Here is a 24,348-nt window from a genome sequence, read left to right as displayed (position 1 = left end):
TTTTCGAGACCTGCGGTACCAGTCAGGACGGATCGGCGGACTGCAGGGTGTCGGCGAATGGGGCAGTGCCTGGATCGACGGCCTGTAGTCCGCCGTCGATCGGAATGACCGCTGCGTTTACATAAGACGCTGCCGGGGACACTAGCCAGGCGATGGTGGCCGCGACCTCGGACGCGTGCGCCGGGCGGTGCAACGGCGCGAGCGCAGTAGCGATTCGGTAGGCCTGTTCGGGGTCGATCTTTCTGGCCTCGGCATATTCGGCCATCTCCGCGTCCGCCATTTCGGTGCGCGTCCAGCCTGGGCAGACAACGTTGGCCCGGACCCCTTGCGGGCCGTAATCGACCGCCACCGACTGCACGAGCATCGTCAAAGCTGCTTTGGTGGCGTTGTAGCCTGCGGTCCCGGCCGACGCACGTAGCGCGCTCACCGACGAGACACCGACAACTGATCCGCGGCTGCGGATCAGGTGGGGCAGGGCGTGGTGCAGCAATCGGTAGGGGGCAGTGAGGTTGGTGTCCACCACCGACGCCCAATCCTGCTCCGACAATTCCGCAACCGGGCCGGGCCGCACGATACCGGCGTTGAGGACCACGGCGTCAAAGCGGCCGAACTGGTTCGCAGTGTCCTCGACCAGCCGCCGAGTCGCATCGGGGTCGGTGATGTCGACGATAGCCGGATGCGCGCCGGTCGCATGTGCAACCTGATCCAACTGCTCGCGGCGGCGGCCGCAGATCACTACCGTCCACCCGAGCGCACGAAGAGCCTCACAGGTCGCTGCACCGATGCCGCTGCCACCGCCCGTGATCACGACGACCGGGCTGGTGTGCCGAGTGTCAGAAAATGTCATCTCGCGTCTCTCTTCTGGTGGATTCTCGAACTAATGTCGGCCTACAGTGCGGTTCGGCTGCGCCGGGAGTGCCGCAGGGAAGAATTTGAGTGCACCGGAGTGCCGTTTCGTCTCGGCGCTGACGTAGCTCGTGTTCCAGTCGCGCCAACCTGAACATTTGGTCTAATGTGACTATTTGTACGAGAATGCACTACTCACACGCAATAATCAATACTTTGATCGTAGGTCGGACTTGGAGCTGTGTGCGGTTGCTGAGCCCGATTCCAACCAGTAGGGGCGATGTCGATATGGTCGATTACGGCGTAACCGAGTCGCGGTACGGTAAGGGCCGCGATGCCCTCCTCGACGCAGCCATTCGCGCGGTCGCTGATGACGGACTTCGTCGCCTCACCTATCGACGGGTCGCGTCCGAGGCCGGTGTCGGCCACACGTTGGTTGCACACCACTTCGGCTCGATCGACACACTCGTAGAGCAGGCGCTGCAACGTTCTTTCGCGCGAAGTGTGGCAACGATCAGCACCCGGCCCGGTAGCGGTGATCTGAACGCCCTGTTCGCAGGACTGTCGACATTCGCAGAAGTAGACGCGGTAGATCAGGCTTTTCAATTCGAGCTGATGCTGGAATCGCGGCGACGTCCCGGACTCAGACCCCACGTGCGGCGAGTGCGCGATGCCTACGTCGATGCCATCGGCACGGAACTGACGCTGGCTGGCCTCGAGCCTGACCCGGCCTTGAGCCACCTCATCTACTCAGCAGCCGAAGGTCTGATACTCGAACAGGTCACCGGCGACGATCGGGAACCGACCGACGCTGCACTGAACCATCTCCGAGGACTACTGCGGCGAACTGCCCGTCCCACTGAAGGTGCTGACACCGAATGCATGAGACTGCAGGGGTTGTGAGGCACCGCATGAGGAAACAGCTTCGTGTCACCGGTGTGATCGAGGCGCGTGCGAGACCACGACGTGAGTAACATCGGCAGGATTGAACCCGTAAGAAGCGATCTTCACGTCAACCGTGGCAGATGAGTTGTCTCTGCGGCTGGTGTCGGATGCGTTGTGGGAGATCGTCGAACCGTTGGTTCCGCGCTTCGTCTCTCGCCCGCAGGGAGGTGGCAGCGCCCCGGTGGATGACCGGGCGGTGTCGCATGTACGCACCCATCCGCCGCCGCGACTCCTCGGTCGTTCATGTCGGCGACCTGGGCTTTCCAGTCAGATCGTCGGAGCGGGCTTCCCCGCGGCTGTGCACGGTCAGCAGCAGGTGATCGACGCGGTGGCGGAGCCCGGCCTCGTCAGGGTCGAGGTCGGCAAGACCGGCGACGAACGATTCGGCGATCGCGCGCAGCCGGGTGTTGGTGTCCTGGGATCGCCAGGCGAGGATATCGAACGCCCGATCCGCGGAAATGCCGTAGACCAGCATCAGCGCCCCCTTGGCCTGCTCGATCACCGCCCGTGACTGCGCGAGTTCGGCGACCACTTCGTCGACGGATTCCTTCACATCGCTGGTGTGCGAATCGGTGATGTCGATGTAGAACCCGGTCGTGCCGATCACCTGCCCGGTGTCGTCGTGCAGACGGTCACCGACGACGACGACGTGGCGGACCTTGCCGGCGGTATCGACAATGCGATGTTTACTGCTGAACGGTTCGGCATCGGTGACCATCCGATCGAGAACCCGGGCGACCTGCGGGTGGTCCTCGGGATGCTTGTGCGAGAGCAACAACTCGGTGGTCGGGTCGACCTCACCCGGCTGGTATCCGTGCATGCAGGCGACGGTGTCCGACCACTCCCACCGCTGGCCGGCGAGAAGGAACCGGAAACTGCCCACCCGCTGCGGCTGACCGCCACCGACCACCTGCTTGGAATTCACGCCTATTTCTAGCGCATCGGTAGCGGGAGGGTTGCGGGAGTCCCCGCCGGGTGTCGCCGGCCGAGGTAGCGAGTGAACCCATACGGAGGTTCGTGGCGTGAGCCGCGGGCTGTTTGCGGTCGCGCTGCCGGGGAAAGTAGGGGAAATGAGCGCCGAACAAAACCCAGCTCGTCCCGACGACGATCAGACGGTGTCCCTACTCGCCCGCACTCGTACCCTGTGCGGGCAATGCTCGAACGACGTCGGTGTCGACGGCATAGCCATCGCGGTATTCGCCAGCGACACCAGTCGGGACCTGGTGTACGCAACCGACATCACCGCCGAACGGATCGACGAACTCGAATTCACCCTAGGCGAGGGCCCCGGCCTTACCGCGTATCGCACATCGGTGCCCGAACTACACACCGATCTGACGGATCCCGCCGCAACGACACGGTGGCCGATGCTCGTCCCCGAGGTACTCGACCTCGGTGTTCGCGCCGTCTTCGCCCTCCCCCTCCGTCTGTTCATCGGCGCCCGCATCGGTGTCCTCGAGCTCTACCGCACCCAGCCCTGCCGGCTCGATACCCAGCACTATCGGGCCGCGGCCGGCTACGCCGCCGCCCTCGGCTCGATCGTGGTCGAGGAACTCGATCCCTCGCGCAACCCGACGATGGTCGACCCCGCCCTGTCTCCGCGCGGCAAGGTGCACCTAGCCGCCGGAATGATGGCCGCCCAGCTTCGGGTCTCTCCCGCCGACGCCCTCACCCGACTACGGGCGGTGGCGTTCGCGCAACACCGCAGGATCACGGTGATCGCCCAAGACATCATCGCCGCCCGACTCAGATTCCGGCCCGAGGATTCCGCCAGCACCTGATCTGCACCGACAGCATTTGCAGATCCTGAGCGACCCTTGCCGAGTTGTGATCGGACGCGCGGTTCTCGATCGAAGTCCTGGAGCCTGCCAAGAGTAAACCCGCAACGTCCGGTACAGCCCATAGATTTTGCATCCGTAGATGACGTGCAGATGAGGTGTGCGTTAGCCGGGGCGGTAGATGACCGACAGGGGTTGACCGATCCGTTGCTGTTGCCGCGGCCCTGCGGATTGCAACGGATCGGTCAACCCCGCCCTATGCAAGCACTCTTCGCTGTCCGACGGGGCCGTGGCTGCCTTCGCCTCCTTCCGTGAAATTTGCTCGGGCCCGGGGCCTCCGTCATCTCTGGTTGGTGGCCGCCGGAGTGATGTCGACCAGTGAGGTGTAGGCCACGACGTTGGACAGGTAGCTGCGGGCGTGCGGGTCGAATTCGCCTCCACAGGTGACGAGTTGGAGAGTGTGGTCGCCGTGTGAGCCGTAGACCTGCTCGGCGGGGAACTCGGTCTTCGGATATGTCTCCACCTTGGTGACGGAGAAATGCGCGACATTGCCGTCGGTCAAGCTCACCTCGACCGAGTCTCCCGCGTTCAGATTCTTCAATCGGTGGAACACCGCCGGGCCCTCGTGTGAGTCGACATGCCCCAGGATCACCGCCGAACCCAGTTGCCCCGGAGCGGGCCCGAATTTGTACCATCCCGGCTTGTCGAAATCGGTGGGCACCTCCACTGTTTCGTCGGGATTGAGGCCGAGCGTGATGAGGGATTCGTCCACCCCCAACTCGGGGATCCGCAGGGCGACCGGCGCCGGGCCGGACACCCCGTCAGAGGGTGCCGGCACGGTGTCGGTCACCGTTGGCGGTGTCAGCTGCGGATCACCCGAATTCTGATAGCTGCGCAGGGCGAGGACTGCCGTCGCGATGAGCAGCAGGACTGCGGCCAGCACCCACCAGCGTTTCGCCCTGCCCATCGTCGTCTCGGTACCTGACCACTCAGGGCCCGGGACTGGCTCTGGCCAATCGGGGTTCGGGTCGCTCATCGTTGCCCCCCGCGCAGTCGGGCGCCCTGGCCGGCAGCTATGCCCGATCCAACTAGGGCCAGTCCTCCGAGCGAATAGAGCAGCGCGTCCTCACCGGTGGGCGGAATGATGCCACCGGCCCCTGTTTCCGGGGCCCCCTTGGGAATGATGTACCCGTTACCGCCGGGGCCGCCCTTGCCGCCCCCGCCGGGTCCACCCTGACCGGGTCCGCCTTGCTCGCCGGGTCCACCTTGCTCGCCGGGTCCACCCTGCTCACCGGGTCCACCCTGACCGGGTCCGCCTTGCTCGCCGGGTCCGCCTTGCTCGCCGGGTCCACCCTGCTCACCGGGTCCACCCTGCTCACCGGGCCCTCCGGGCGGAGCAGGCGGTGCCGGCGGTCCCGGAGGAGCAGGCGGTGCCGGAGGAGCAGGGGGTGCGGGAGGTCCTGGAGGAGCAGGCGGTCCGGGAACGCCGGGAATACCTGGGACCCCGGGAACACCGGGAACACCGGGAACGCCCGGGATTCCGCCGCCGGGCGGGATGGGAATCGGGATGGGAATCGGGATGGGAATCGGAACCACGGGACCGTTAGTGACGGTGGTAGTAATCGGCGGCGTGGTGGTCGTCGTGGTCGGCGGTGCCGTCGTGGTGGTCGTCGTTGTGGTCGGCGGCGGCGTCGTCGTGGACGTCGGCGGCGGCGTGACGCAGTTGGGCCGGGTGATGACGTTGTTGTCCAGGCTGACCTGGCCGTTGCGTGCCAGTACGCGTCCGTTCACGGTGGTGCCGGTCTGCACCGAGATGGAAGTCAACGCCATGATGGTGCCGACGAAGGTGGTGTTGGTGCCCAGAGTCGCCGAGCTACCCACCTGCCAGAACACGTTGCACGGCGAAGCCCCGTTGATCAGGGCGACCGTGCTGCCCGACGCGGTGATCAACGTGGATCCCGCCTGGAAGATGAAGACCGCGTTGGGATCTCCCTGCGCATCCAAGGTGACGGTGCCGGTCAGCCCCATCGGCCCGGCCGTGTTATAGGTACCGTCGACCAGAGTCAGACCACCGAGATCGGGGGGCGCCGCCGCGGTGGCCGGTCGGCCGGCCGCATCGTTGTATGCCGTCGTCAGGTCGGATTGAGCCTGTAGTGCAACGGCGTCGGCAACATGCTGCGTACCGTTGATCACTTCTCCCGGCGGAAATCCTGTAACCGCGCTTCCTGGGCTGACCCCCAGGTCTCCGGAAACGGTCGTAGGGCCAGTGTTGGTGACTGTAGTGCCGGCCAATACAGCGAAGGAGGCGGCTGTCCCCAGACCGACCGGAGGATGAGACGCGGACGCGACACCACCGGAGATCATCAGAGCCGTGGTGGTCGCGACGGCCGCTACCCCGACAAACCAGCGGCGCGGTGAACGCGCCCGAAGCGAATTGTGGATCGATGTCACGAATTTTCCCCTCACCGTGGAGCGGTTGACGAGTGGAATCATTCGCAAACCACCCGGTAGGTGTCAACGATCGAGACGGCGTGTCGGTTAATTGATTAATTTATCTCCTAGCAGGGGGTACACAATTCTCGGAATTCGCCGATGCAGAAACCATGAGAAGGAAAAAGATCATTCACCGGCGGAGACCGCACCCGGGGAGGTAAATCCTCGCCGTCCACTCACGAGTTGGTCGGACGTACAGTAAGTTTCGGTGTTTGGTTGGACGCGCAGTAAGTTCAAGCTGGTCGCATGTCCAATAAACGGTCGCGGCAAAGTTACCAATCTACATTGCATGATTTCAAACCGGCGGTACGAAAACCAGTCCCAAACCCTGATAGGGACCGTGAATACCTCTTTATTCGGCAAAATTACATATCCCGTATCCAGTTGTATTTTTGGTAACAACTTATTTTGCCTTCATGCCTGCTATCTTTCTATCCGTAGGCTTCGGTTCCGGTCCGTTTCTGGTCGTGCATGGGCAACAGAATTTCTGACACAACTCAGCATGTGCCTCCGAACCGGTTACCTCATCGGTTCATCAAGGAGATGAAGATGTCCAACGAGCACTCCATGGGAGCGTCCGAGACCGCGTTGCAGATCGCGGAGCTCGATGGTGATGAAGATTCGCTTGTACCGAGGACTGCAGCCGAACCCACCGCTCCGTCCGTGGGCGCGACGAAATTCCCGCAGTTCTCCGCCCGGGTGGACCCTGAGTTGCTGCGGCAGGTAAAGATCGAAGTAGCCACCCGGGGGACGACTTTGCAGGCGGCGACGGCTGAAGCATTCAGGCTGTGGCTGTCCACGCAGTAACCCGACAGGGACAGCGTGCAGCGGACTTCTGACACCGACATCTCCGGTGCTGGGCCGACTACTGGCTGCCTGCGCGCAATCTCCCCCTGACACGGCAGTCCTCATCCGCCGACCGTCGATTGCGCCGTGCGGCATGCGGGCGGGCGCCCGCCCGCCGGACAAAGGCTGTCCGGCTTCCCCGCGTCACCGGAGCGGAATGAGTGGGTGCATCCACTGCATCCCTCAGCGTCGACAACTCAGAATGATCGCAGTAACACTCCCGTCGATTCTCCCGATCTTGCCACTGACCCGTGAGTACTTATTAACAACCCGTGGTTGAGAAGTACTCACGGGCGGCGAAGCCGCAGGAGGGAGGGGCCCACCGATGTACTCCTTTGCCGATCACGTTGCCGTTCCGGGAACGGTTGTCCTCCTTCCGAGCGCCGAACCATGGCTCGTCGGGTACCTACGCTCGGCGGGAATGCACGTGCAGCCCGGTTCCGCCACGCTCGACGAAGCAGATGTCGTGCGGCGTGCCGACGTAGTGATCGTCGACGCCCGTTCACGAAACCTCGAGGCGCTGGACACCATCCGAGTCTTGCGTGTTTTCGGAGCGAGAACGGGCATCCTCGTCGTCGACGAGTTCGCGAACGAGGAAACCCGGTGTTCCTACTTCGAGGCGGGCGCAGACGACGTGATGTGTGTTCCCGTCAACGTCGACGAGGTTATCGCGAGGCTTCGCGCTCTCCTCCGACGACTGGGGCCATCTCGCTCGTCGTCGAATCTGTCCACCTCGTCCGGCGTCTCAGTGGACACCGACAACGCAGTGCTCAACGTCGGCACTGCCCGCATCGCGTTGAGTAGAACCGAACTCGACGTGCTCGTCGCTCTCGCGGGCAATGCCGGCCGCGTAGTCCGCCGGGGACAACTGTTACAGGAAGTATGGGGGCTGCCGGCGGGTTCCAAGTCGAACGTCCTCAACACATGTGTCTATCTACTACGCCGCAAATTCGAATCTCACGGGGCACCAGACGTCATCGATACGGTGCGCGGCGTCGGTTTCAGACTGAAATCCGAGGCCGACGAGCACCCGGCTCCGACACTCCTTGCCCACAGCAGCCGAAACACCTGCGCTGACACGGGATACACGTTGTCGGATGCGGTGTGAGTTACGACCCCGTGGGGTATTGAACATTCGGTGCGGACGCACTTCCTCACTGCATCCAGCGTTCGACCTTATTGCGACGTCCGTCCGCGAGTTCTCGCCGGAGAAGGTTCATCGCGGCGTGCTGCATCAGCAGCACCGCCTCCGTCGAAGTGCCGAGAATCCGAGCCACCTTCTCGACCGGCAACTGATGAGCGAGCCGCAAGCGCAGCACCGTCCGGTACCGCTCGGGTAGCGCGTCGACGAGCGTCGACGGCCGCGTTGCGCTCTTGTCATCGATGGTCACCACGGCTCGCCTTTCGCTCGTCGAAGTCGCTTCACTGTGCCGGGCCCAATGTCCCGTGGGGAAGGGACCGGCGTCCCGATCCGCCGGGATGTTGCGCGGGCGAGCAGGGGTGACACCCATCGAACAGAGCACAGTAAGGGGACAGTGGCGAACTGCGGACGAACTCAGGACAGGTGGTGCGGCTCCGGGTCGGTCTTGTGTGTCCAGTCAGCGCCCACCTCGTCTTGGTCGCCGGCCTGATTGCCGTCCCGCCCCTTCGCTCGCGCTAGCGAGATGACGACAGACTTCGAGGTTGGACAATTGCTGCCCAGCGCCGTCGAGTCCAGCGGCACCAGCGGATTGGTCTCAGGATAGTAGGCGGCGGCGGAGCCGCGCGGGGTGTCGTAGTCGACGATGCGGAAGTTCTGCGCGCACCGGACCCGCTCGTCAGCGTCCCAGCGCGTGAAGAGATCGACCATGTCGCCGTCATCGAATCCGAGCGCCGCTATGTCGTCGCGGTGCATGAAGATGACGCGGCGGCCACCCTCGATGCCCCGGTAGCGGTCGCTGTACCCGTAGATCGTGGTATTGAATTGGTCGTGGCTTCGCAGGGTCTGCAAGATCACATGCCCCGGCGGCACCTGCACGACCTCGATCGGGGACACCGCGAACTCTGCGCGACCCGAACGAGTTTCGAACGTCCTTGAGTCACGCGGCGGGTGCGGAAGTATGAAACCGCCCGGACGTCGGACGTTCACCTCGTACCCCTCGCATCCGGGCACGACGCGGGAGATGTGCAGCCGGATGTTCGCGTAATCTTCCCGCATCCCCTTCCAGTCGATTCCGTAGCGGTCACCGATGGTGGCTTCGGCAATGCGCGTCACGATGCCCACTTCCGACTCGAGGTGCGGACTGGCCGGGTCCAGCGGACCCCGCGACGCGTGAACCGAGCACGTCGAATCCTCGACCGAAACGAATTGCGGACCGGACACTTGAACGTCCTTCTCGGTGCGTCCCTTCGTCGGCAGAATGAGCGCCGTCTCCCCGCACACCAGGTGCGAACGATTGATCTTGGTGGAGATGTGCACGGTCATGCGCGTCTTGCGGAGCGCCGCAGCGGTCACCTCGGTGTCCGGGGCGGCCTGAACGAAGTTGCCACCGAGTCCAAGGAAGAAGTGCGCCTTGCCGTCGCGCATGGCACGGATCGAGTCGACGGTGTCGTACCCGTTCGCGCGCGGCGGATCGAAACGGAATTCCTTCTGCAGGGCATCGAGAAAATGCCCGGGCGGACGCTCCCAGATACCCATCGTCCGGTCACCCTGCACGTTGGAGTGCCCGCGAACCGGAAACAGTCCGGCACCACGCTTCCCGATATTGCCCTGGGCCAGTGCGAGATTGGTGATCTCCTTGATGATGGCCACGGAGTTACGATGCTGGGTGAGCCCCATCGCCCAGCAGAACACGGTGGCGTCGGAGTCCCGAAGCAACGTGGCGGCGTCGGTGATCTGCTCCCGGGACAGCCCCGTCGTCTCGGTGACAACGTCCCAGTCGACTGCGGCGACATGCTGTTTCCACGACTCGAAGCCGATCGTGTACTGGTCGATGAAAGCGTGATCGAGAGCATCCCATTCGACGAGCAGCGAACCGAAGGCCTGAAGCAGGGCGAGGTCCCCGTTCAGCGCGATAGGCAGGTGCATGTCGGACAGGTCGGTACCCGATCCCACCATGCCGCGTGGGGTCTGCGGATTCTTGAAGTTGACCAGACCGGCCTCACGGAGCGGATTGATCGACAGGATCTTCGCACCGTTCTGCTTGGCCTTCTCCAGCGCCGACAGCATCCTCGGATGATTCGTGCCCGGGTTCTGGCCCTGTAGCACAATCAGTTTCGCGTCGTATACGTCCTCCATCACCACACTCGCCTTGCCGATTCCGATCGACTCCTGAAGGGCGATGCTGGTGGATTCGTGGCACATGTTGGAACAGTCGGGCAGATTGTTCGTACCGAATGCGCGAACGAAGAGCTGGTACGCGAACGCCGCCTCGTTGGACGCCCGACCGGACGTATAGAAAATGGCCTCGTCCGGGCTGTCGAGTGCCTTCAACTGGCCGCCGATCAGGGCAAACGCGTCGTCCCAGTCGATCGGTTCGTAATGCGTCGCCCCGGGCCGCTTCACCATGGGGTGGGTGATCCGCCCCTGCTGTCCCAGCCAGTGTTCGCTGTGACTGTCGAGGTCGGCGATACTGTGCCGGGCGAAGAATTCCGGAGTGGCGCGGGACCGGGTCGCTTCCTCCGCAACCGCCTTCGCGCCGTTCTCACAGAATTCGGCTTTGTGCCGATGCCCCGGGTCGGGGTCCGGCCATGCGCAGCTCATGCAGTCGAATCCCTCGGCCTGATTGAGGCGCAGCAGAGTCTCGGCCGTCCGCCTCATGCCCATATGCTCGAGAGAACGTTTCATCGACACTGCGACTGCAGTGGGGCCGGCGGCATGATCTTCTTGGGGTCGGATCTCGAGGTCGGCCTCGTCGTGATCGCGGCCCTCATCGTGGTGACGCATGGTCAGTCTCCCGTCCGGCTCGACGTTCTACCTGACATCGTATTCGCGCGGCGCGGCGTCGGCTGGAGAAAAGTGCGCATCGTCAACCCTGCCTTGACGGGCATCATGCGTCAATCTACCGTTGACGCATGATGAAAATACGACTCGACGACCTCATCGACGGAATCCGCTCCGGATATCCCGATCAACCCCTCGAACAGTTGACGGCTGCGGTCTTGACCGCCGAGCACCTCAACGAAATTTCCGACCACCTGATCGGCCATTTCGTCGATCAAGCGCGGCGTAGCGGTGCGTCGTGGACGGAGATCGGTGGCTGTATCGGTGTCACGAAGCAGGCCGCCCAGCAGCGGTTCACACCCAAGGGCAGTGCCAACATGTTCGCGCGTTTCACCGAGAAGGCCCGGCAGGCGGTGGTCCAATCGCAGGAGGAAGCGCGGGCGCAGCGACTGTCCGAGATTCAGTCGGCCCATCTTCTGCTCGGCATGCTGTGCGCGCCCGACAGCCTCGCGATGCGGGCCCTCGCCGACCAGGGCTTTACACCGCAGGCAATCCGGGAAGCAGCGGAGGCAGACCTAGCTGCCGGACCGGCCGACGCCGAATCCCCCGCTCTGATCCCCTACGCGGCGGGCGCGAAAAAGGTGCTCGAATTGTCCACCCGCGAGGCGCTGCGATTGGGCCACAACTACATCGGAACGGAACACATGCTGCTCGCGTTGATGGCCGACGAAACGGACAATCCGGGCCCGCTCCGACGCCTCGGCGCCGACACCGATGCCGCCGAAAGATTCCTGCTGACGGCGCTCGGCGCGGCGGAAGCGAAGGAATAGAGCCGCTTCCGGTCACCACTCAGTCGGTCGGGGCTTCCACCGCCCGGGTGCTCACTCGACGAAGGCGAGTCCTCTTTCCTCGAGAGCGCCTTCAAGGATTCGAACAGCTTTGGGGCCCACGCCATGCATGGCGAGCAGTTCGCGACGACTGCGAGCGGCCACCTGCGCCAGGGTGGTGATGCCCGCCTCGAGTAGCGCACTGTTCGCCGGACGCCCGATCGGAGGAAGGTCGCCAATCTGTGTCGGCACATCGCGGGTGCTCATTCCGACACGGTACCGAAGCCATACCGTCCGATACGGGCATCGCGTCGACGGGTTCGTGCCTGACTCGAGCCGCGTGTCAGAAGTTTCCGCGGGCGGCTTGTTCTCGCTCGATGGCTTCGAAGAGGGCCTTGAAGTTGCCGATACCGAAACCTAGGGAACCGTGGCGTTCGATGAGTTCGAAGAACACGGTAGGACGGTCGACGAGTGGTTTGGTGAAGATCTGCAGCAGGTATCCGTCCTCGTCGCGGTCGACGAGGATCCCCCGCTTCTGCAGCTCCTCGATCGGGGCACGCACGTTCCCGATCCGGGCCCGCAGTTCCGGATCCTCGTAATACGAATCCGGGGTGGCCAAGAACTCGACACCCTCGGCGGTCAGCTGATCGACGGCGGTGAGAATGTCATTGGTGGCCAACGCCAGATGCTGGGCACCGGGACCACGATAGAAATCGAGGTACTCATCGATCTGCGACCGCTTCTTCGCGATCGCCGGCTCGTTGAGCGGGAACTTCACCCGATGATTGCCGTTCGAGACGACCTTGCTCATCAGCGCGGAGTAATCGGTGGCGATGTCCTCGCCCACGAACTCCGCCATGTTCGTAAAGCCCATCACCCGGTTGTAGAACCCGACCCACTCGTCCATCTTGCCCAATTCGACGTTGCCGACCACATGATCGAGGGCCTGGAACAACCGTTTCGGGGCGCCCTCCCGTTTGCGGTGCGTGGAGGTGCGTTCGACGTAGCCGGGCAGGTAGGGGCCGGTGTAACGGCTGCGGTCGACGAGGGTGTGCCGGGTATCGCCGTAGGTCGCGATCGCCGCCAGACGAACGGTGCCGTGCTCATCGGTGACGTCATGGGGCTCGTCCAGAACGGTCGCACCCTGCGCCCGGGCATGCGCAATGCACTTGTCGACATCGGGCACCGCCAGCGCGATGTCCACGACACCGTCACCGTGGACGCGATGATGCTCGATCAAGGAGCTGTCCGGGTCCACGGCACCCTTGATCACGAACCTGACCGCCCCGGATTCGAGAACGAAACTGTGGTGATCGCGGTTACCGGTGGTCGGCCCGGAGTAGGCGACCAGAGTCATCCCGAACGCCGACTGAAAATAATGCGCGCTCTGGGTGGCATTCCCCACCACCCACACGACCGCATCCCAACCACTGACCGGAAACGGATCCGCCGCCGAGTCATACTCCACCAGACCCACCAACTGCCTGAGCTGATCGAGATCGAGATCCGCCAAACGTTCCTTGTCGGTAAGTGTCTGTTCGATCGTCATCGGAGTCTTCCTCTTTCATGGGCCGGTAAGCCGGACTGTCGCCTGCGTCACCACGAAAACCCACTCCGCCGTCGTAGGCAACCGAGCCAGGAGTTCCTAGCCGCAGTGCCACTTTCGAGGAGCAAATCACGCGATTTGTTATACAGTCGGACTAGCTGATCGACCTCGGAGGTGGTGTTCGCATGAAGGATGCCGTGCAGCTGGACGAGCTCGATTTCGCGCTGCTCGACGCCATGCACGCCGACCCGAAGGCGGGAGTGCTGGAGCTGTCGCGTCGAATCAAGGTGGCCCGAGCCACCGTTCAGGCGCGGGTACGCAAGCTCGAGGAGTCGGGCATCATCGCCGGTTACGAGCCGCATATCGACATTTCGGCTGCCGGTTTCGACGTGCAGGCATTCGTCACCCTGGAGACGGCGCAGGGCGCACTCGACTCGGTGACGTCGGAGCTCGAGTCGATTCCCGGTGTGCTCGAAGCCTTCGCGACCACCGGTTCGGGCGACATCCTCTGCCGGGTCGCGGCCCAATCACATATCGGTTTGCAGCAGACGTTGATCGATCTGAACAAGTCGAGCGTCGTCGCGCGGTCCACGAGCGTGATGGTGCTCTCCGTGATCGTTCCGTATCGGTCGATGCCGCTGCTGCGCACCCTCGACCGTCGCGGTTCGGCGAAGGCTCCCGCGTACCGGGCCACCGATCAGCACGTCGATCGCTGAGTTTGCTGGGCACGTTGCCTAGAAAAACACCGAAAACCTGTCGTGGTGATGTTCATCCTGGCTACGTGCTGCAGGGCTGCTTGCGGCATGGGAGTGGCGCCCGCCACAGTGATCGCCGTAACAGCGGGTGCTGATCGAGGGAACGGCTCGATCGCACTGCTGCCCGGCCGCCCGACTCCGAAAGAAGCCATGAAGAACCTGCTCACCCGATTCGAAGAAAAGGCCCCCGAGATCGTCTTCGAGTGGCACGACACCGAGACGTCCGCCCGCGGATGGACAGTGATCAACTCCCTGCGTGGGGGCGCTGCCGGCGGTGGAACCCGGATGCGGCGCGGCCTGGACCGCCGGGAAGTGGAGTCCCTGGCCAAGACGATGGAAGTGAAGTTCACCGTCTCCGGGCCCGCCATCGGCGGCGCCAAGTCGGGCATCGACTTCGATCCGACGGACCCACGCAAGGACGAGGTGTTGCGACGCTGGTTCAGGGCCGTCACCCCGCTGCTGAAGGCGTACTACGGCACCGGCGGCGACCTGAACGTGGACGAGATGGCTGAGGTCGTCCCGATCACCGAGAGCTACGGGCTCTGGCACCCGCAGGAAGGCGTCGTCAACGGACACTTCGCGGCCAGCGACCGGGAACGGGTGCAGCGGGTGGGGCAACTCCGGCTCGGTGTCGCGAAGGTGGTCGAGGATCCGCGCTTCACCCCCGACCCGCAGGCCAAGTACACGGTGTCCGACCTGATCACCGGCTGGGGCGTCGCGGAATCGGTACGCCACTACTACCGCGTCTACGGCGGTGAACTCACCGGCAAGCGGGTGATCATGCAGGGCTGGGGCAACGTCGGGGCCACCGCCGCCTACTACCTGGCCCAGTCCGGCGCCCGCATCGTCGGAATCATCGACCGCAACGGCGGGGTGTCGAACACCGACGGGTACGACTTCGAACAGATCCGCGATCTGTTCCTCACCAGGTCGGGCAACGAGCTGAACGCCCCCGGCGCTGTGCCTTTCGCCGACATCAACGAGACGATCTGGAGCGTCGGCGCGGAGGTGTTCCTGCCTTGCGCGGCATCCCGCCTGGTGACACGCGACCAGGTGGACCGGTTGATCGACGGCGGCCTCGAAGTGGTGGCGAGCGGGGCCAACGTGCCCTTCGCCGACGACGAGATCTTCTACGGCCCCACCTACGAGTACGCCGACAAGAGTGTGGCAGTGGTGCCCGACTTCATCGCCAACTGCGGCATGGCCCGAGCGTTCGCTTTGCTGATGGAGGGCGACATCGAGGTGTCCGACGACGCCATCTTCGGTGATGTGTCCACCACGGTGGCGACTGCACTCGAGCGGTGCCACGCGCGATCACAGCAGCCGACCGGGATTGCCGGTACCGCCTTCGAGATCGCTCTCGATCAGCTCGTCTGACGTCCTGGGAGACCGCATGAACACAGTTCACGACACAGTGGTGCAGACACCGCCTGCACCCACGAAAGACATTGTCACCCGCGGACTTCAGCAGGCGATGAAGCCACGACAGCTTGTGATGATGAGCCTGGGCGGCGCGATCGGGGCCGGGTTGTTCGTCGGTTCCGGCGCCGGGATCGCCGTCGCGGGTCCGGCAGTGCTCGTGTCCTTCCTGATCGCCGGCTTTCTCGTCGTGTTGGTGATGCGCATGATGGGCGAAATGGTGGCAGCCGACCCCGACAGCGGCGCCTTCTCGGTCCACGCCGAGAAGGCGATGGGGCCGATCGCGGGGCGCACGATCGGCTGGCTCTACTGGGTGCAGGTGGTCATCGTGGTGGCCGCCGAGGCAACCGCTGCGGCAGCCATCACCGCGGCGTCGATACCGGCGGTGCCGCAATGGGCGGCGGCGCTCTTCTACATGAGTGTGCTGACCGCCGTGAACCTGGCGGGTGTCTCCCGATTCGGCGAGTTCGAATTCTGGTTCGCTGCACTGAAAATCGCGGCGATTGTCGGGTTCCTGGGCATCGGCTCCGCGATGATCTTCGGTTGGATTCCGAGCTTCGACGCTCCCGCGCTGGCCAACCTCACGGGTCACGGTGGATTCGCCCCCAACGGGGTCACCGGCATCGCGGCCGGACTACTCATCGTGGTGTTCGCGTTCGGCGGCACCGAGGTAATGGCCATTGCGGCCGCAGAGACGTCCGAGCCGCGCCGCAACGTGAGCCGGGCGGTGCGCTCCATCGTGTGGCGAATCCTGGTGTTCTACATCGGTTCCGTTCTCATCATGGTGACGGTACTGCCGTGGACTGCCGAGGAACTCTCCTCGGGCCCCTTCGTCGCGGTGCTGAACGCCGCGCACGTGCCCGGGGCCGGCGCGGTGATGACCGTCGTCGTGGTGATCGCCCTGCTGTCCTCGCTCAACGCCATGCTGTTCAGTGGTTCACGGATGATCTACTCGCTGTCCGAGCGCGGCGCCGCGGCCAGAATTTTCGGGCGGGTATCCAGCAACGGCGTACCCCGCCTCGCGGTGCTCGCGTCGGTGACCTTCGGTTTTTTGACGGTGGTTCTCAACTACCTCGCACCCGATCGGGTACTTCCCCTGCTGCTCAACGCAGTCGGGTCGACAATTCTGGTGTTGTGGACATTCGTCACGGTGTCGCAGATCGTATTACGCCGCCGCGCCGAGAAAGAAGGCCGCAACGATCTGCCGCTGATGATGTGGGGTTTCCCGTATCTGTCCTATGTCGCTCTCGCCCTGCTCGCCGCCGTGGCGGTTCTGGCCCTGTTCGACGACGCAGCGCGAAATCAGCTCATCGCGACCCTCACCTTCACGTGCGCGATCACCCTGGCTTGCTGGGCCCTCGGACGTCGGCAGCGGAGGACGAGCGGCGACGTGAAAGCGGCCGCCGAGTCCGCCCACTGAGAGGTCGGCCTTCGACCGGAGGGGGACCGAGGCCGGTCAAGCGATCGGCGAGATCACCACGTCGTCTGCGCCAGAACCGCATCGAGGGCGGCGTAGCTCTCGTTCATGCCACCTTCCATGCCGGATTGCAGCATTCCGTCGCGCTCTTCGGGCGTGTGGAACTGGCTGACGACCGTCAGTTTGGTGCGACCGTCGCCCAGATCGGTGTAGGTGTTGTGGTCGACCGTGACGTGCCCGGGCATACCGTCCCATTCGAAGGTGTACACGAGACGCTCCATGGGAGCGATCTCACGGAACCGGCCCTCGAATCCGTGGGTGTCTCCCTCGGAGTGTTCGACGAAACGCCAGTGGCCACCGCGCTCGAATTCCCAGCGCTCGATGTCGAGCCGATTTCCGCGGCCCCACCACTGCGCCAGCAGGTCGGGGGTGGTGAAAGCTGCCCACACCCGTTCGCGCGGGGCATTGAAAATGCGTTCGACGCGGATTTCGCGATCCGCCGGGGTGGTGAGCGTCGCAGCCGTGGGGGGAGTGGAGGTGCTCATGAGGTGCCTTCCGTTCGTGTGAGGAATTCATCCAGACGGTCCAGTCGGCCCTGCAGAGACGTTTGGTAGTCCCGTATCCAGGCCACCTCACGCTCGAGGGAATTCGCGCCGAGCATGCAGTACCGCACCCGCCCACGTTTTTCCGTCACGACCATGCCCGCAACCTCGAGCAGGTGCACGTGCTTCTTGATGCCGGTGAGTGTCATCTCGAAGTGCTCTGCCAAATCGCTGATCGTGCTGGCGCCCCGGCCGAGTCTCTGCAGAATTCCGCGTCGCGTGGGGTCGGCCAGCGCGGCGAACGAAGTGTCGAGAGCTGAATGCTGAACCATCTAGTTCAGTGTTTCACTCGCTGGGGGTGCCGTCAACCCCCCGGCCTGCGCGCAGCTCGGGTCACGGCGTCTCGGAGCCGATACGGATGGATAACGAATCCGGTTGCCCCGCCCGCACTACCGAAGCCGCCGACTCTCGCCGGTTAGCGTGTACCTCGGGGCGGGGAGAAGAAAAGGGGACGGGCATGGCCGGGTCAAAGGCAGGCGACCGTGTTCTCTTACCTCGCAGCCTGACCCTCGTGATCGGGTTGGTGGTGAGCGCGACGGTGGCCGCCGCCTTGGTGCTCGGCCCCATCGATCCGTGGACCCCTGACATCGGGTTGTTCGCCGGGGGCGCCGACCTCCACGTGTACCGGGACGGTGGGTGGCGGGTGCAGCACGACCTGCCGCTCTACGGTGGCCCCGTCGTACTCGGATTGCTGTACACCTACACCCCGTTCTCGGCACTCGCCTTCGTCCCGCTCGAGCGGATCCCCGGCGCCTACGTCGACAACCTGTGGATGGCAGTGAATCTGTTCGTGCTCGCCGCGTGCATCGTGCTGTGCTGCCGGATCCTCGGCTACCGGATCACCCCCTACCTGCTGCTCGTCACGGCCCTGGCGACTATCACGTGCACCTTCCTCGAGCCGGTACGGACAACCCTGTTCTACGGCCAGATCAATCTGGTGCTGATGCTGCTGGTGCTGTGGGACTTCTCGCGGCCGAATTCCAGCCGACTGCGGGGAGTGGGGACGGGGGTCAGCGCCGGAGTCAAACTGACTCCTGCGTATTTCGTGCTGGTGTTCCTGGCCTTGCGCCAGTGGCGTGCGGCTGCCGTCGCCATATCGGCCTTCCTCGCGACCGTGGGTGTGGCATGGGCGGTGATCCCCGGTGATTCGCGGCAGTACTGGACCAGCACGTTCTTCGACTCGACCCGCATCGCCGACAACAGACACCCGTCGAACCAGTCTCTGCGTGGCACCCTGGCCCGGCTGACCGACGGACAGGCGCCGCTGTGGCTGTGGTTCGTCCTGGCCGCGACCGTCACCGTTGTCAGCATTCTGGTGTCAGTGCGGTTGTACGAGCGCGGCGAGCACCTCCTCGCGGTCGCCCTCAGCGGCCTCACCATGGCCGTGGTGTCGCCGTATTCCTGGAGTCATCACTGGGTGTGGTTGATTCCCCTGCTCGTCTGGTTGGTGCACCGCGCGCTGACGGTGAGCCGACTCTGGTGGTGCGCCGCGGCTGGATTGTTCGCCGCGACCGCGGCGTGGCCGTACTGGTGGAGCACGGACTTCATCGTGATCGGCCTGTTCCTGTACCCGCCCTCATGGCCCGTGGCCCCGGTAATGCAGAACATCTACCTCGTCGTCTACGTCCCGGTCCTTGTCGCGTCGGCCGTTTTCGCACGCAGAACGCGACCCCCCGCCCTGGCCACGTTGCCGTCCGAGCCCGTCGATCCGGTGCTCGAGGATCCCCCGCACCTGCCGTTACGGAGCGCGTGACCGGCTTTCGCCACCGGCTGGACTCGACCGGAATATCCTGAGAGTAGTCACGTTGCCGTGGCTCCCCGCCCCGTGTCCCGAATCGAACACCATGAACGATCGCCCGCCGAGTGACGTGACGGTCGCGACCGGCCCACCCACCGAACTGGGACCGGACACGGCCGTCGCGTCTTCGCCCGTCACTGCGTCGGACAGCGGATTCGTCGTGGAGAGTGGCGTCGAACAACTGGTCGCCGACTGGGAGTCGTCCGGTTCCCCGGCTGCCCTCAGCGAATATCTTCCCGATACGGCAGCCATTCGACGGGCAGCACTGGCTCAACTGATCAAGGTGGATCTCGAATACCGCTGGCTGCGTTCGGGGCAGCCGAAACGGCTCGCCGACTATTGCCTCGAATTTCCCGAGCTCCTGGCCGAACCGCTGCCGGCGGATCTCCTCTACGAGGAATTCCGGGTCCGACGCGACAGCGGTGACAAGGTGGAGGCCGACGACTATCTGAAGGCGTACCCCACTCAGGCGAACCGCTTCGAGGGCCTACTCACACTGGATGCGCATCGGCAGCCGCGCGCGTCGGAGCCGACGGTGGGCGACGCATTCGATGTCGGAGCCCGGCTCGAGGATTTCGAACTCGTCCGGGAGCTGGGCCGGGGAGCGTTCGCGCGGGTGTTCCTCGCCCGGCAACACTCGATGCAACGGTGGGTAGCACTGAAGATCTCGCGCAACGTCGGCACCGAGCCGCAGACGATGGCCCAACTCGACCATCCGTACATCGTGCGCGTTTTCGATCAGCGACTCTTGGAAGAGCGCCAACTCCGGTTGCTCTTCATGGAGTACGTCCCGGGCGGCACCTTGCTGGACGTCGTCCGGTTGGTGCGCGCCACACCGCCCGACAAACGCTCAGGGCAGCTTCTCCTCGATTCGATCGACCGTGTCCTCGACGAGAAAGGAGAGATGCGGCCCGAAGATTCCAGCGTGCGCAGCGAGATCGCTGCCCTGTCCTGGCCTGAGACCGTCGCCTGGATCGGATTACGCCTCGCCGACGCCCTCGAATACGCGTGCAAACACGGAGTGCTGCACCGAGACATCAAACCGGCAAATGTCCTGCTCGGTGTCGAGGGCGTGCCCAAACTGGCCGACTTCAATGTAAGTTCCAGCGACAATGTGGCAACGCCCGGCGCTGCCGGATTCGTCGGCGGTTCGGTGGCATACATGTCACCCGAACAGCTAGAGGCCTGCGACCCCGGTGCGGCACGAACCGCTGGTGATCTCGACACCCGGAGCGACATCTACGCACTGGGCGTCCTGCTGTGGGAACTACTGACCGGAAGCAGGCCGTTCTCCGACGGCGAGGCGGGAGAGGCGACGCCGTCACCGCACGTGCTCCTCGAATCGCGACGCCGTGGTGTGGACCTCGAACAGAACCCGTTGCCCGACGGTTGTCCGGCGGCGCTGCGCCGCGTCCTGGTGAAGTCACTGGCACCCGACCGGGAGGATCGGTGGTCGAGTGGACGCAAGCTCGCCCGCCAGTTCGCGCTGTGCCTCGACCCGCACGCACGCGATCTCGTCGACCCGACGCCGGGAAGCCGGCGCGCGACGATGTGGCGCTATGCCCCGGCCATCGGGCTCGCGGCGATCGGAATCCCGAACCTGCTGGCGGCGGGGTACAACTACTACTACAACAAGGTCCTGATCATCTCCGCGCTTCCCGCGGAGGCACAGGAGAATCTCGAGCAGGTCCACCTGATCATCGGCGGTGTCGCCTTTCCGCTCGGCGCGGTTCTCATCCTCTACTGGTGTCGGCTGTCGATCACGGTGCCGCGTGGTCTCAGCCAGGGCCGCACCTACAGTTCCGGCATTCTCGGCAAAGCCCGCGCCGCCACGCTGACCCTCGGCCATCGTGCCGTCGTAGTCAGCTTCGCGTTGTGGCTGGTGGCCGGGGTCGCCTACCCGATCGCCCTGCAGATCACCGCCGGCGGCATACCGCTCCGCGCCTACACGCAAGTGTTGGCCTCACTTGCGGTGTGCGGCGCAGTGGCGGTGGCGTACCCGTTCTTCATCCTCACGTTCTACGCCGTCCGATGCTTGTTGCCGATCCTCCTGTCGCACGGCGAGTTGCGCAGCTCCGACTGCCGCGGCATCCGAAGCCTCGCCCGCAGCATGCCGCGCTACCTCGCGGTCGCGGCGGCGGTGCCGTTGATCGGAGTCGCCGGACTCAGTTTCGTCGGCGGCGACCCCAGCGACGCCGTCAATGCGACGGTTCGAGCACTGTGCCTGGGTGGAATCTTCGCGTTCATCGGCGTGTACCAGCTGTTCCGCCGGATCGAGAGCGATCTGCGGGCACTGGAGCGAGTCGTACGGATAGAGGTGCCCGGTGCACCTGCCGGGCGGCGTCGGTAGTCGTTCGACGTGCGGCTGCGGTAAGGAGAAAGCCCCTGGCGCTGCCGGGTCGGGGTCCGACAGCGCCACGGGGCTCAACTGATATTTCTCTCGAGGGCCCCTTTGTGTTACAGCCCGCCGAGTTTTCCGCCTGCCAGGCCGCCCATTGTCATGTTGTACAACACCGCCGCCAGCTCGGTGCGGCGCTCCCGGAGGTCTCGGCGCAGGTACTCGAGGCTCACCGCTCGGTAGCTGACCGTGAGAACCAGCAGCAGCGATTCGAGATCCACGCCGGGAGCAATCGCCGACGGATTGAGCGTCACATACGTGCGCAGCAGGTCTCGGCAGCGCTCCTCGAGGCGTGCCGAGCGGTGCGTCAGTCCGAGGTGCGGAGCGTCGTTGAGCAGAGGCGCGAGTATCCCGCGATAGCTGTCCAGCACGGCCAGGAGTTGCCCCTGGAGAGCGGGATCTCGCAGGAAGGTGCCGTGCCCGACGGATCGGTCGAGATGCTCCCCGAAGATGCGCGTCGTCTCGTCGAGAATCCCGTCGAGGAGAACCTCGATGATCTCGTCCTTGTTGGCGAAGTACTGGTATACCGAACCCTTCGAGATACCGGCCGCCTCTGCGATGGCGCCGGTGCTGCACCCGGCGTAACCCTTGGCTTCCAAAACCTGACCAGTGGCCGACAAGATGCGTGCCACCGTCGCGTGTGACCGCTGCTGGGAAGGACCTTTCCGCTGGCCAGTGCCCATTGCCTCGACCGGTCCCTTCTGCGCCTCAATGCGACTTGTACCCGTCCGATTTGGTGGTGTGCACTGTAACTCAGCAGCCGTCAGAGCTGGTCGGAAGTACCTACGCGCCCCGAATCGAGTCCATCGACATGACAGAAATGCCGACCCGGGAAACCGTGTCCGAGTTCGTACCGCCCCGCCGATTCGCCCGTGATGTCGAGTGGGGTCGCCGGTCGATGCGGGCGCTGTCACTGCTCACCCACGGAGATACGACACCGACACCCGTCGAGGAGGACCGTCACGCCCGGGCGGTGGCAAGTCAGGACGAGCTCGGTGCGGCGCTCGCGCAGGCCATCCTCGTCGACAAGACGGTGACGATGGCGCAGTTCACCACCGCACTGTCCCGCGGAATCACCGACGTGGAGGACCCCGCGGCGCCCCTCGCCGCCTTCTTCGACTCGGTGGATCACCGGCCCTCCTGGGTGGACGGCGCACGACTCGAGCGAGGAGCCGCCGTCTGCCTCCGTAGCGGCATGACAGGGCTCGATCTTCTCGCCACGGGCTCGTTGATGAACGGGTACCGGAGCTCGGCGACCACCCGACAGCTCGTGTCCACAGGCAGGCTCGTCGGCGATCGAGCGGGTGCGCGTGTCACCGAGACGGTCCGGTGGTGGTACGAGTGCGTCCTCCCCGGCGGGATGGACCGCGACCGGCAGGGCTGGCAGCTGTCGGTGCACGTCCGGTTGATGCATGCGTTCGTCAACCACAGTTTGCTGCGGGACGAGGACTGGGATGTCACCGAGTGGGGCATGCCGATCAATCAGTCGGATCAGGCCGGTACCCTCGCGCTCTTCTCGACGACCTTCCTCATCGGCCTGCGGTCGCTCGGCGTGTGGGTCTCCGCAGACGAGGGCCGCGACGTCATGCACCTGTGGCGGTACATCGGGTGGCTGATGGGCATCGACGACCACTGGCTGGTCGACGACGAGAACACCGGGCGGCGGAACATGTGCCAGATCGGGATGTTCGCGCCCGGGCCGGACGACAACTCGCGGATTCTGGCAGACGCACTACAGAGGTCCTGGGGCAACTTCTCCTACGACCGTGCGCAATCGTTGCGACGCAGAATCAACCGGCAGCGCCTCCTCAGCATCCAGCGCCTGTTCTCCGGCAAGGCCGGGATGCGGGAGTTGGGACTGCCAGCCACACTGGCCTGGTATGTACCGCTGGCTCTCGTCGGAAACGGTGCGCTGCACGGTGCGGCGAGACTGAGCCCGGCGGTTCGGCAGCGGGTGAGCCGGCGCTCACGGCGGCGAGTGGAAAATTGGCTCGCCGACAACGAACCGAAGCGTGGGCCGGATCAGCGCCGTTCGTAGAGTCCGCGGATGTACGCGGCCTGCCCGGCGTGCTGCAGATCGTCGGAGATCACGCTGATCAGCCGCACGCCGAGAGTGACCGGCGGATCCCAGTTCTCGTCGACGATGCGATCGAGGTCGTCCGTACCGATCGACTGGACGTAGTCGACGGTTCGGTCGTGGACCGCATCGTGGTATCCGAGCAGAAGTCCGGCTGCGGTCGTCACCCTCGCCACCTCGGCGGACGACTGCCCGTACCCGATCGCGGCCACCGGGAAAGGCAGGTCGAATCGTTCACACCAGCCGCCCGACGTCCACACCTGCTCGGTGCCCGCGACCCCGGCAACATGGTCGTCCTGCACCCGGGTGAGATGCCAGACCAACCAGGCGATGGTGTTCGCGTCCTCGTCCACCCGATAGGTGAGTGCGTCGGACGGTAATTCGGACAGCGCCTCGTGCACGGTCTCCTGGATGCGGTCGAAAGCGTCGGTCAACAGCGCACTGTGATCCACGATGTTCCCCTCGTCGCGTATACGTTTCCCCTGTCCACTATGACCGTTCGCGTACCCGGGCGGGCAGAGATGCGACACCGGACGGGCATATCGCCTACGTCACCGACCACCCTGTGCCGCGTTCCCTTGCCACAGGCCGCGCCGGTGCCACGCCGCGGTCCGCTCGCCGCATCGTTGATTCCCCACTACGACGAACCGGACCGACGACGTGTCACCCGAAATGGAGC

General features: G+C 64.6%; 23 protein-coding genes and 1 pseudogene. 12 read left to right on the top strand and 12 right to left on the bottom strand.

All coding sequences use genetic code 11. The features are described from left to right. Positions 1-22: 22 nt before the first annotated feature. On the bottom strand, positions 23-847 hold the full coding sequence (locus JQT59_RS08505; protein WP_213575749.1) for an SDR family NAD(P)-dependent oxidoreductase: 825 nt from the start codon (positions 845-847) through the stop codon (positions 23-25). Positions 848-1,134: 287 nt separating this feature from the next. Between JQT59_RS08505 and JQT59_RS08500 the strand changes: the two genes are divergently transcribed. Together JQT59_RS08500 and JQT59_RS08495 are read left to right on the top strand one after the other, a co-directional pair. Next, positions 1,135-1,749: a TetR/AcrR family transcriptional regulator gene (locus tag JQT59_RS08500; RefSeq protein WP_213575748.1), complete on the top strand. Its 615-nt coding sequence runs from the start codon at positions 1,135-1,137 to the stop codon at positions 1,747-1,749. Between the two features lie 115 nt (positions 1,750-1,864). Further along, positions 1,865-1,990 (top strand): annotated as a pseudogene (locus tag JQT59_RS08495) (IS5/IS1182 family transposase); the annotation flags it as partial. Between the two features lie 42 nt (positions 1,991-2,032). On the opposite strand, the gene JQT59_RS08490 reads toward JQT59_RS08495, so the two are convergent. Beyond that, positions 2,033-2,716: a PAS and ANTAR domain-containing protein gene (locus tag JQT59_RS08490; RefSeq protein WP_213575747.1), complete on the bottom strand. Its 684-nt coding sequence runs from the start codon at positions 2,714-2,716 to the stop codon at positions 2,033-2,035. A gap of 145 nt (positions 2,717-2,861) precedes the next feature. Here JQT59_RS08490 and JQT59_RS08485 point away from each other — a divergent pair, with 145 nt between their 5' ends. Continuing rightward, on the top strand, positions 2,862-3,572 hold the full coding sequence (locus tag JQT59_RS08485) for a GAF and ANTAR domain-containing protein (RefSeq protein WP_213575746.1): 711 nt from the start codon (positions 2,862-2,864) through the stop codon (positions 3,570-3,572). A 337-nt stretch (positions 3,573-3,909) separates the two neighbouring features. Here JQT59_RS08485 and JQT59_RS08480 read toward each other — a convergent pair whose 3' ends face one another. Together JQT59_RS08480 and JQT59_RS08475 are read right to left on the bottom strand one after the other, a co-directional pair. Further along, entirely contained in the window at positions 3,910-4,536 is a 627-nt protein-coding gene (locus tag JQT59_RS08480; protein WP_249354252.1) for a class F sortase, read from the bottom strand. 65 nt (positions 4,537-4,601) lie between these two features. Then, complete coding sequence (locus tag JQT59_RS08475; protein ID WP_249354572.1) at positions 4,602-5,933, bottom strand: ice-binding family protein; 1,332 nt, start codon at positions 5,931-5,933, stop codon at positions 4,602-4,604. A 672-nt stretch (positions 5,934-6,605) separates the two neighbouring features. On the opposite strand from JQT59_RS08475, the gene JQT59_RS08470 reads away from it, so the two are divergent. Together JQT59_RS08470 and JQT59_RS08465 are read left to right on the top strand one after the other, a co-directional pair. Beyond that, positions 6,606-6,869, top strand: coding sequence for a hypothetical protein (locus tag JQT59_RS08470; RefSeq protein ID WP_213575743.1), 264 nt, complete (start codon positions 6,606-6,608; stop codon positions 6,867-6,869). Positions 6,870-7,233: 364 nt separating this feature from the next. Next, positions 7,234-8,016 (top strand): winged helix-turn-helix transcriptional regulator, encoded by a 783-nt coding sequence (locus tag JQT59_RS08465; protein WP_213575742.1) that lies wholly within the window; start codon positions 7,234-7,236, stop codon positions 8,014-8,016. A 46-nt stretch (positions 8,017-8,062) separates the two neighbouring features. On the opposite strand, the gene JQT59_RS08460 is transcribed toward JQT59_RS08465, so the two are convergent. Beyond that, positions 8,063-8,299, bottom strand: coding sequence for a sigma factor-like helix-turn-helix DNA-binding protein (locus tag JQT59_RS08460; protein WP_213575741.1), 237 nt, complete (start codon positions 8,297-8,299; stop codon positions 8,063-8,065). A gap of 164 nt (positions 8,300-8,463) precedes the next feature. Continuing rightward, positions 8,464-10,833, bottom strand: coding sequence for an FdhF/YdeP family oxidoreductase (locus JQT59_RS08455; RefSeq protein WP_213575740.1), 2,370 nt, complete (start codon positions 10,831-10,833; stop codon positions 8,464-8,466). A 128-nt stretch (positions 10,834-10,961) separates the two neighbouring features. Here JQT59_RS08455 and JQT59_RS08450 point away from each other — a divergent pair, with 128 nt between their 5' ends. Next, complete coding sequence (locus JQT59_RS08450; protein ID WP_213575739.1) at positions 10,962-11,660, top strand: Clp protease N-terminal domain-containing protein; 699 nt, start codon at positions 10,962-10,964, stop codon at positions 11,658-11,660. Between the two features lie 51 nt (positions 11,661-11,711). On the opposite strand, the gene JQT59_RS08445 is transcribed toward JQT59_RS08450, so the two are convergent. Together JQT59_RS08445 and hppD are read right to left on the bottom strand one after the other, a co-directional pair. Further along, the gene (locus JQT59_RS08445) at positions 11,712-11,924 is read right to left on the bottom strand and encodes a helix-hairpin-helix domain-containing protein (RefSeq protein WP_213575738.1); all 213 of its coding nucleotides are present in this window, start codon (positions 11,922-11,924) and stop codon (positions 11,712-11,714) included. A gap of 76 nt (positions 11,925-12,000) precedes the next feature. Beyond that, on the bottom strand, positions 12,001-13,206 hold the full coding sequence (gene hppD / locus JQT59_RS08440; protein WP_213575737.1) for a 4-hydroxyphenylpyruvate dioxygenase: 1,206 nt from the start codon (positions 13,204-13,206) through the stop codon (positions 12,001-12,003). A 182-nt stretch (positions 13,207-13,388) separates the two neighbouring features. Here hppD and JQT59_RS08435 point away from each other — a divergent pair, with 182 nt between their 5' ends. The 3 genes from JQT59_RS08435 (at position 13,389) to JQT59_RS08425 (ending at position 16,797) form a co-directional block, all read left to right on the top strand. Further along, positions 13,389-13,919: an Lrp/AsnC family transcriptional regulator gene (locus JQT59_RS08435; protein WP_213575736.1), complete on the top strand. Its 531-nt coding sequence runs from the start codon at positions 13,389-13,391 to the stop codon at positions 13,917-13,919. Positions 13,920-14,108: 189 nt separating this feature from the next. Further along, positions 14,109-15,335 (top strand): Glu/Leu/Phe/Val dehydrogenase dimerization domain-containing protein, encoded by a 1,227-nt coding sequence (locus JQT59_RS08430; RefSeq protein ID WP_213577535.1) that lies wholly within the window; start codon positions 14,109-14,111, stop codon positions 15,333-15,335. Between the two features lie 16 nt (positions 15,336-15,351). Beyond that, positions 15,352-16,797, top strand: coding sequence for an amino acid permease (locus JQT59_RS08425; protein WP_502939804.1), 1,446 nt, complete (start codon positions 15,352-15,354; stop codon positions 16,795-16,797). A gap of 53 nt (positions 16,798-16,850) precedes the next feature. On the opposite strand, the gene JQT59_RS08420 is transcribed toward JQT59_RS08425, so the two are convergent. After that, complete coding sequence (locus JQT59_RS08420; protein WP_213575735.1) at positions 16,851-17,339, bottom strand: SRPBCC family protein; 489 nt, start codon at positions 17,337-17,339, stop codon at positions 16,851-16,853. After that, a complete protein-coding gene (locus tag JQT59_RS08415; protein ID WP_213575734.1) occupies positions 17,336-17,668 on the bottom strand; it encodes an ArsR/SmtB family transcription factor in 333 nt (110 codons plus the stop codon). Before JQT59_RS08415 ends, JQT59_RS08420 begins: the two co-directional genes overlap by 4 nt. 185 nt (positions 17,669-17,853) lie before the next feature. Here JQT59_RS08415 and JQT59_RS08410 point away from each other — a divergent pair, with 185 nt between their 5' ends. Further along, entirely contained in the window at positions 17,854-19,149 is a 1,296-nt protein-coding gene (locus JQT59_RS08410; protein ID WP_213575733.1) for a glycosyltransferase 87 family protein, read from the top strand. Between the two features lie 91 nt (positions 19,150-19,240). Beyond that, positions 19,241-21,544, top strand: coding sequence for a serine/threonine-protein kinase (locus JQT59_RS08405; protein ID WP_213575732.1), 2,304 nt, complete (start codon positions 19,241-19,243; stop codon positions 21,542-21,544). A gap of 107 nt (positions 21,545-21,651) precedes the next feature. Here the strand turns inward: JQT59_RS08405 and JQT59_RS08400 are convergent, their stop codons facing one another. Beyond that, entirely contained in the window at positions 21,652-22,224 is a 573-nt protein-coding gene (locus JQT59_RS08400) for a TetR/AcrR family transcriptional regulator (protein ID WP_249354249.1), read from the bottom strand. A gap of 179 nt (positions 22,225-22,403) precedes the next feature. Between JQT59_RS08400 and JQT59_RS08395 the strand changes: the two genes are divergently transcribed. Then, the gene (locus JQT59_RS08395; protein ID WP_213575730.1) at positions 22,404-23,630 is read left to right on the top strand and encodes an oxygenase MpaB family protein; all 1,227 of its coding nucleotides are present in this window, start codon (positions 22,404-22,406) and stop codon (positions 23,628-23,630) included. Here JQT59_RS08395 and JQT59_RS08390 read toward each other — a convergent pair. Beyond that, on the bottom strand, positions 23,615-24,121 hold the full coding sequence (locus JQT59_RS08390) for a mycothiol transferase (protein WP_109334459.1): 507 nt from the start codon (positions 24,119-24,121) through the stop codon (positions 23,615-23,617). The genes JQT59_RS08395 and JQT59_RS08390 overlap by 16 nt on opposite strands. Between the last annotated feature and the right edge of the window lie 227 nt (positions 24,122-24,348).

It is taken from the genome of Rhodococcus sp. USK13 (genome assembly GCF_018343855.1).
GTDB lineage: Bacteria > Actinomycetota > Actinomycetes > Mycobacteriales > Mycobacteriaceae > Rhodococcus_F > Rhodococcus_F oxybenzonivorans.
This window is presented reverse-complemented; position numbering and strand designations above follow the sequence as displayed.

Bases quoted from the DNA above. Each gene is read 5' to 3' on its own strand.
- JQT59_RS08415 (WP_213575734.1), bottom strand. From the start codon at position 17,668: ATGGTTCAGCATTCAGCTCTCGACACTTCGTTCGCCGCGCTGGCCGAC.
- JQT59_RS08435 (WP_213575736.1), top strand. From the start codon at position 13,389: ATGAAGGATGCCGTGCAGCTGGACGAGCTCGATTTCGCGCTGCTCGAC.
- hppD (WP_213575737.1), bottom strand. From the start codon at position 13,206: ATGACGATCGAACAGACACTTACCGACAAGGAACGTTTGGCGGATCTC.
- JQT59_RS08450 (WP_213575739.1), top strand. From the start codon at position 10,962: ATGATGAAAATACGACTCGACGACCTCATCGACGGAATCCGCTCCGGA.
- JQT59_RS08485 (WP_213575746.1), top strand. From the start codon at position 2,862: ATGAGCGCCGAACAAAACCCAGCTCGTCCCGACGACGATCAGACGGTG.
- JQT59_RS08405 (WP_213575732.1), top strand. From the start codon at position 19,241: ATGAACGATCGCCCGCCGAGTGACGTGACGGTCGCGACCGGCCCACCC.
- JQT59_RS08395 (WP_213575730.1), top strand. From the start codon at position 22,404: ATGACAGAAATGCCGACCCGGGAAACCGTGTCCGAGTTCGTACCGCCC.
- JQT59_RS08500 (WP_213575748.1), top strand. From the start codon at position 1,135: ATGGTCGATTACGGCGTAACCGAGTCGCGGTACGGTAAGGGCCGCGAT.
- JQT59_RS08465 (WP_213575742.1), top strand. From the start codon at position 7,234: ATGTACTCCTTTGCCGATCACGTTGCCGTTCCGGGAACGGTTGTCCTC.
- JQT59_RS08410 (WP_213575733.1), top strand. From the start codon at position 17,854: ATGGCCGGGTCAAAGGCAGGCGACCGTGTTCTCTTACCTCGCAGCCTG.
- JQT59_RS08425 (WP_502939804.1), top strand. From the start codon at position 15,352: ATGAACACAGTTCACGACACAGTGGTGCAGACACCGCCTGCACCCACG.
- JQT59_RS08475 (WP_249354572.1), bottom strand. From the start codon at position 5,933: ATGATCTCCGGTGGTGTCGCGTCCGCGTCTCATCCTCCGGTCGGTCTG.
- JQT59_RS08430 (WP_213577535.1), top strand. From the start codon at position 14,109: ATGAAGAACCTGCTCACCCGATTCGAAGAAAAGGCCCCCGAGATCGTC.
- JQT59_RS08445 (WP_213575738.1), bottom strand. From the start codon at position 11,924: ATGAGCACCCGCGATGTGCCGACACAGATTGGCGACCTTCCTCCGATC.
- JQT59_RS08505 (WP_213575749.1), bottom strand. From the start codon at position 847: ATGACATTTTCTGACACTCGGCACACCAGCCCGGTCGTCGTGATCACG.
- JQT59_RS08455 (WP_213575740.1), bottom strand. From the start codon at position 10,833: ATGCGTCACCACGATGAGGGCCGCGATCACGACGAGGCCGACCTCGAG.
- JQT59_RS08420 (WP_213575735.1), bottom strand. From the start codon at position 17,339: ATGAGCACCTCCACTCCCCCCACGGCTGCGACGCTCACCACCCCGGCG.
- JQT59_RS08470 (WP_213575743.1), top strand. From the start codon at position 6,606: ATGAAGATGTCCAACGAGCACTCCATGGGAGCGTCCGAGACCGCGTTG.
- JQT59_RS08480 (WP_249354252.1), bottom strand. From the start codon at position 4,536: ATGGGCAGGGCGAAACGCTGGTGGGTGCTGGCCGCAGTCCTGCTGCTC.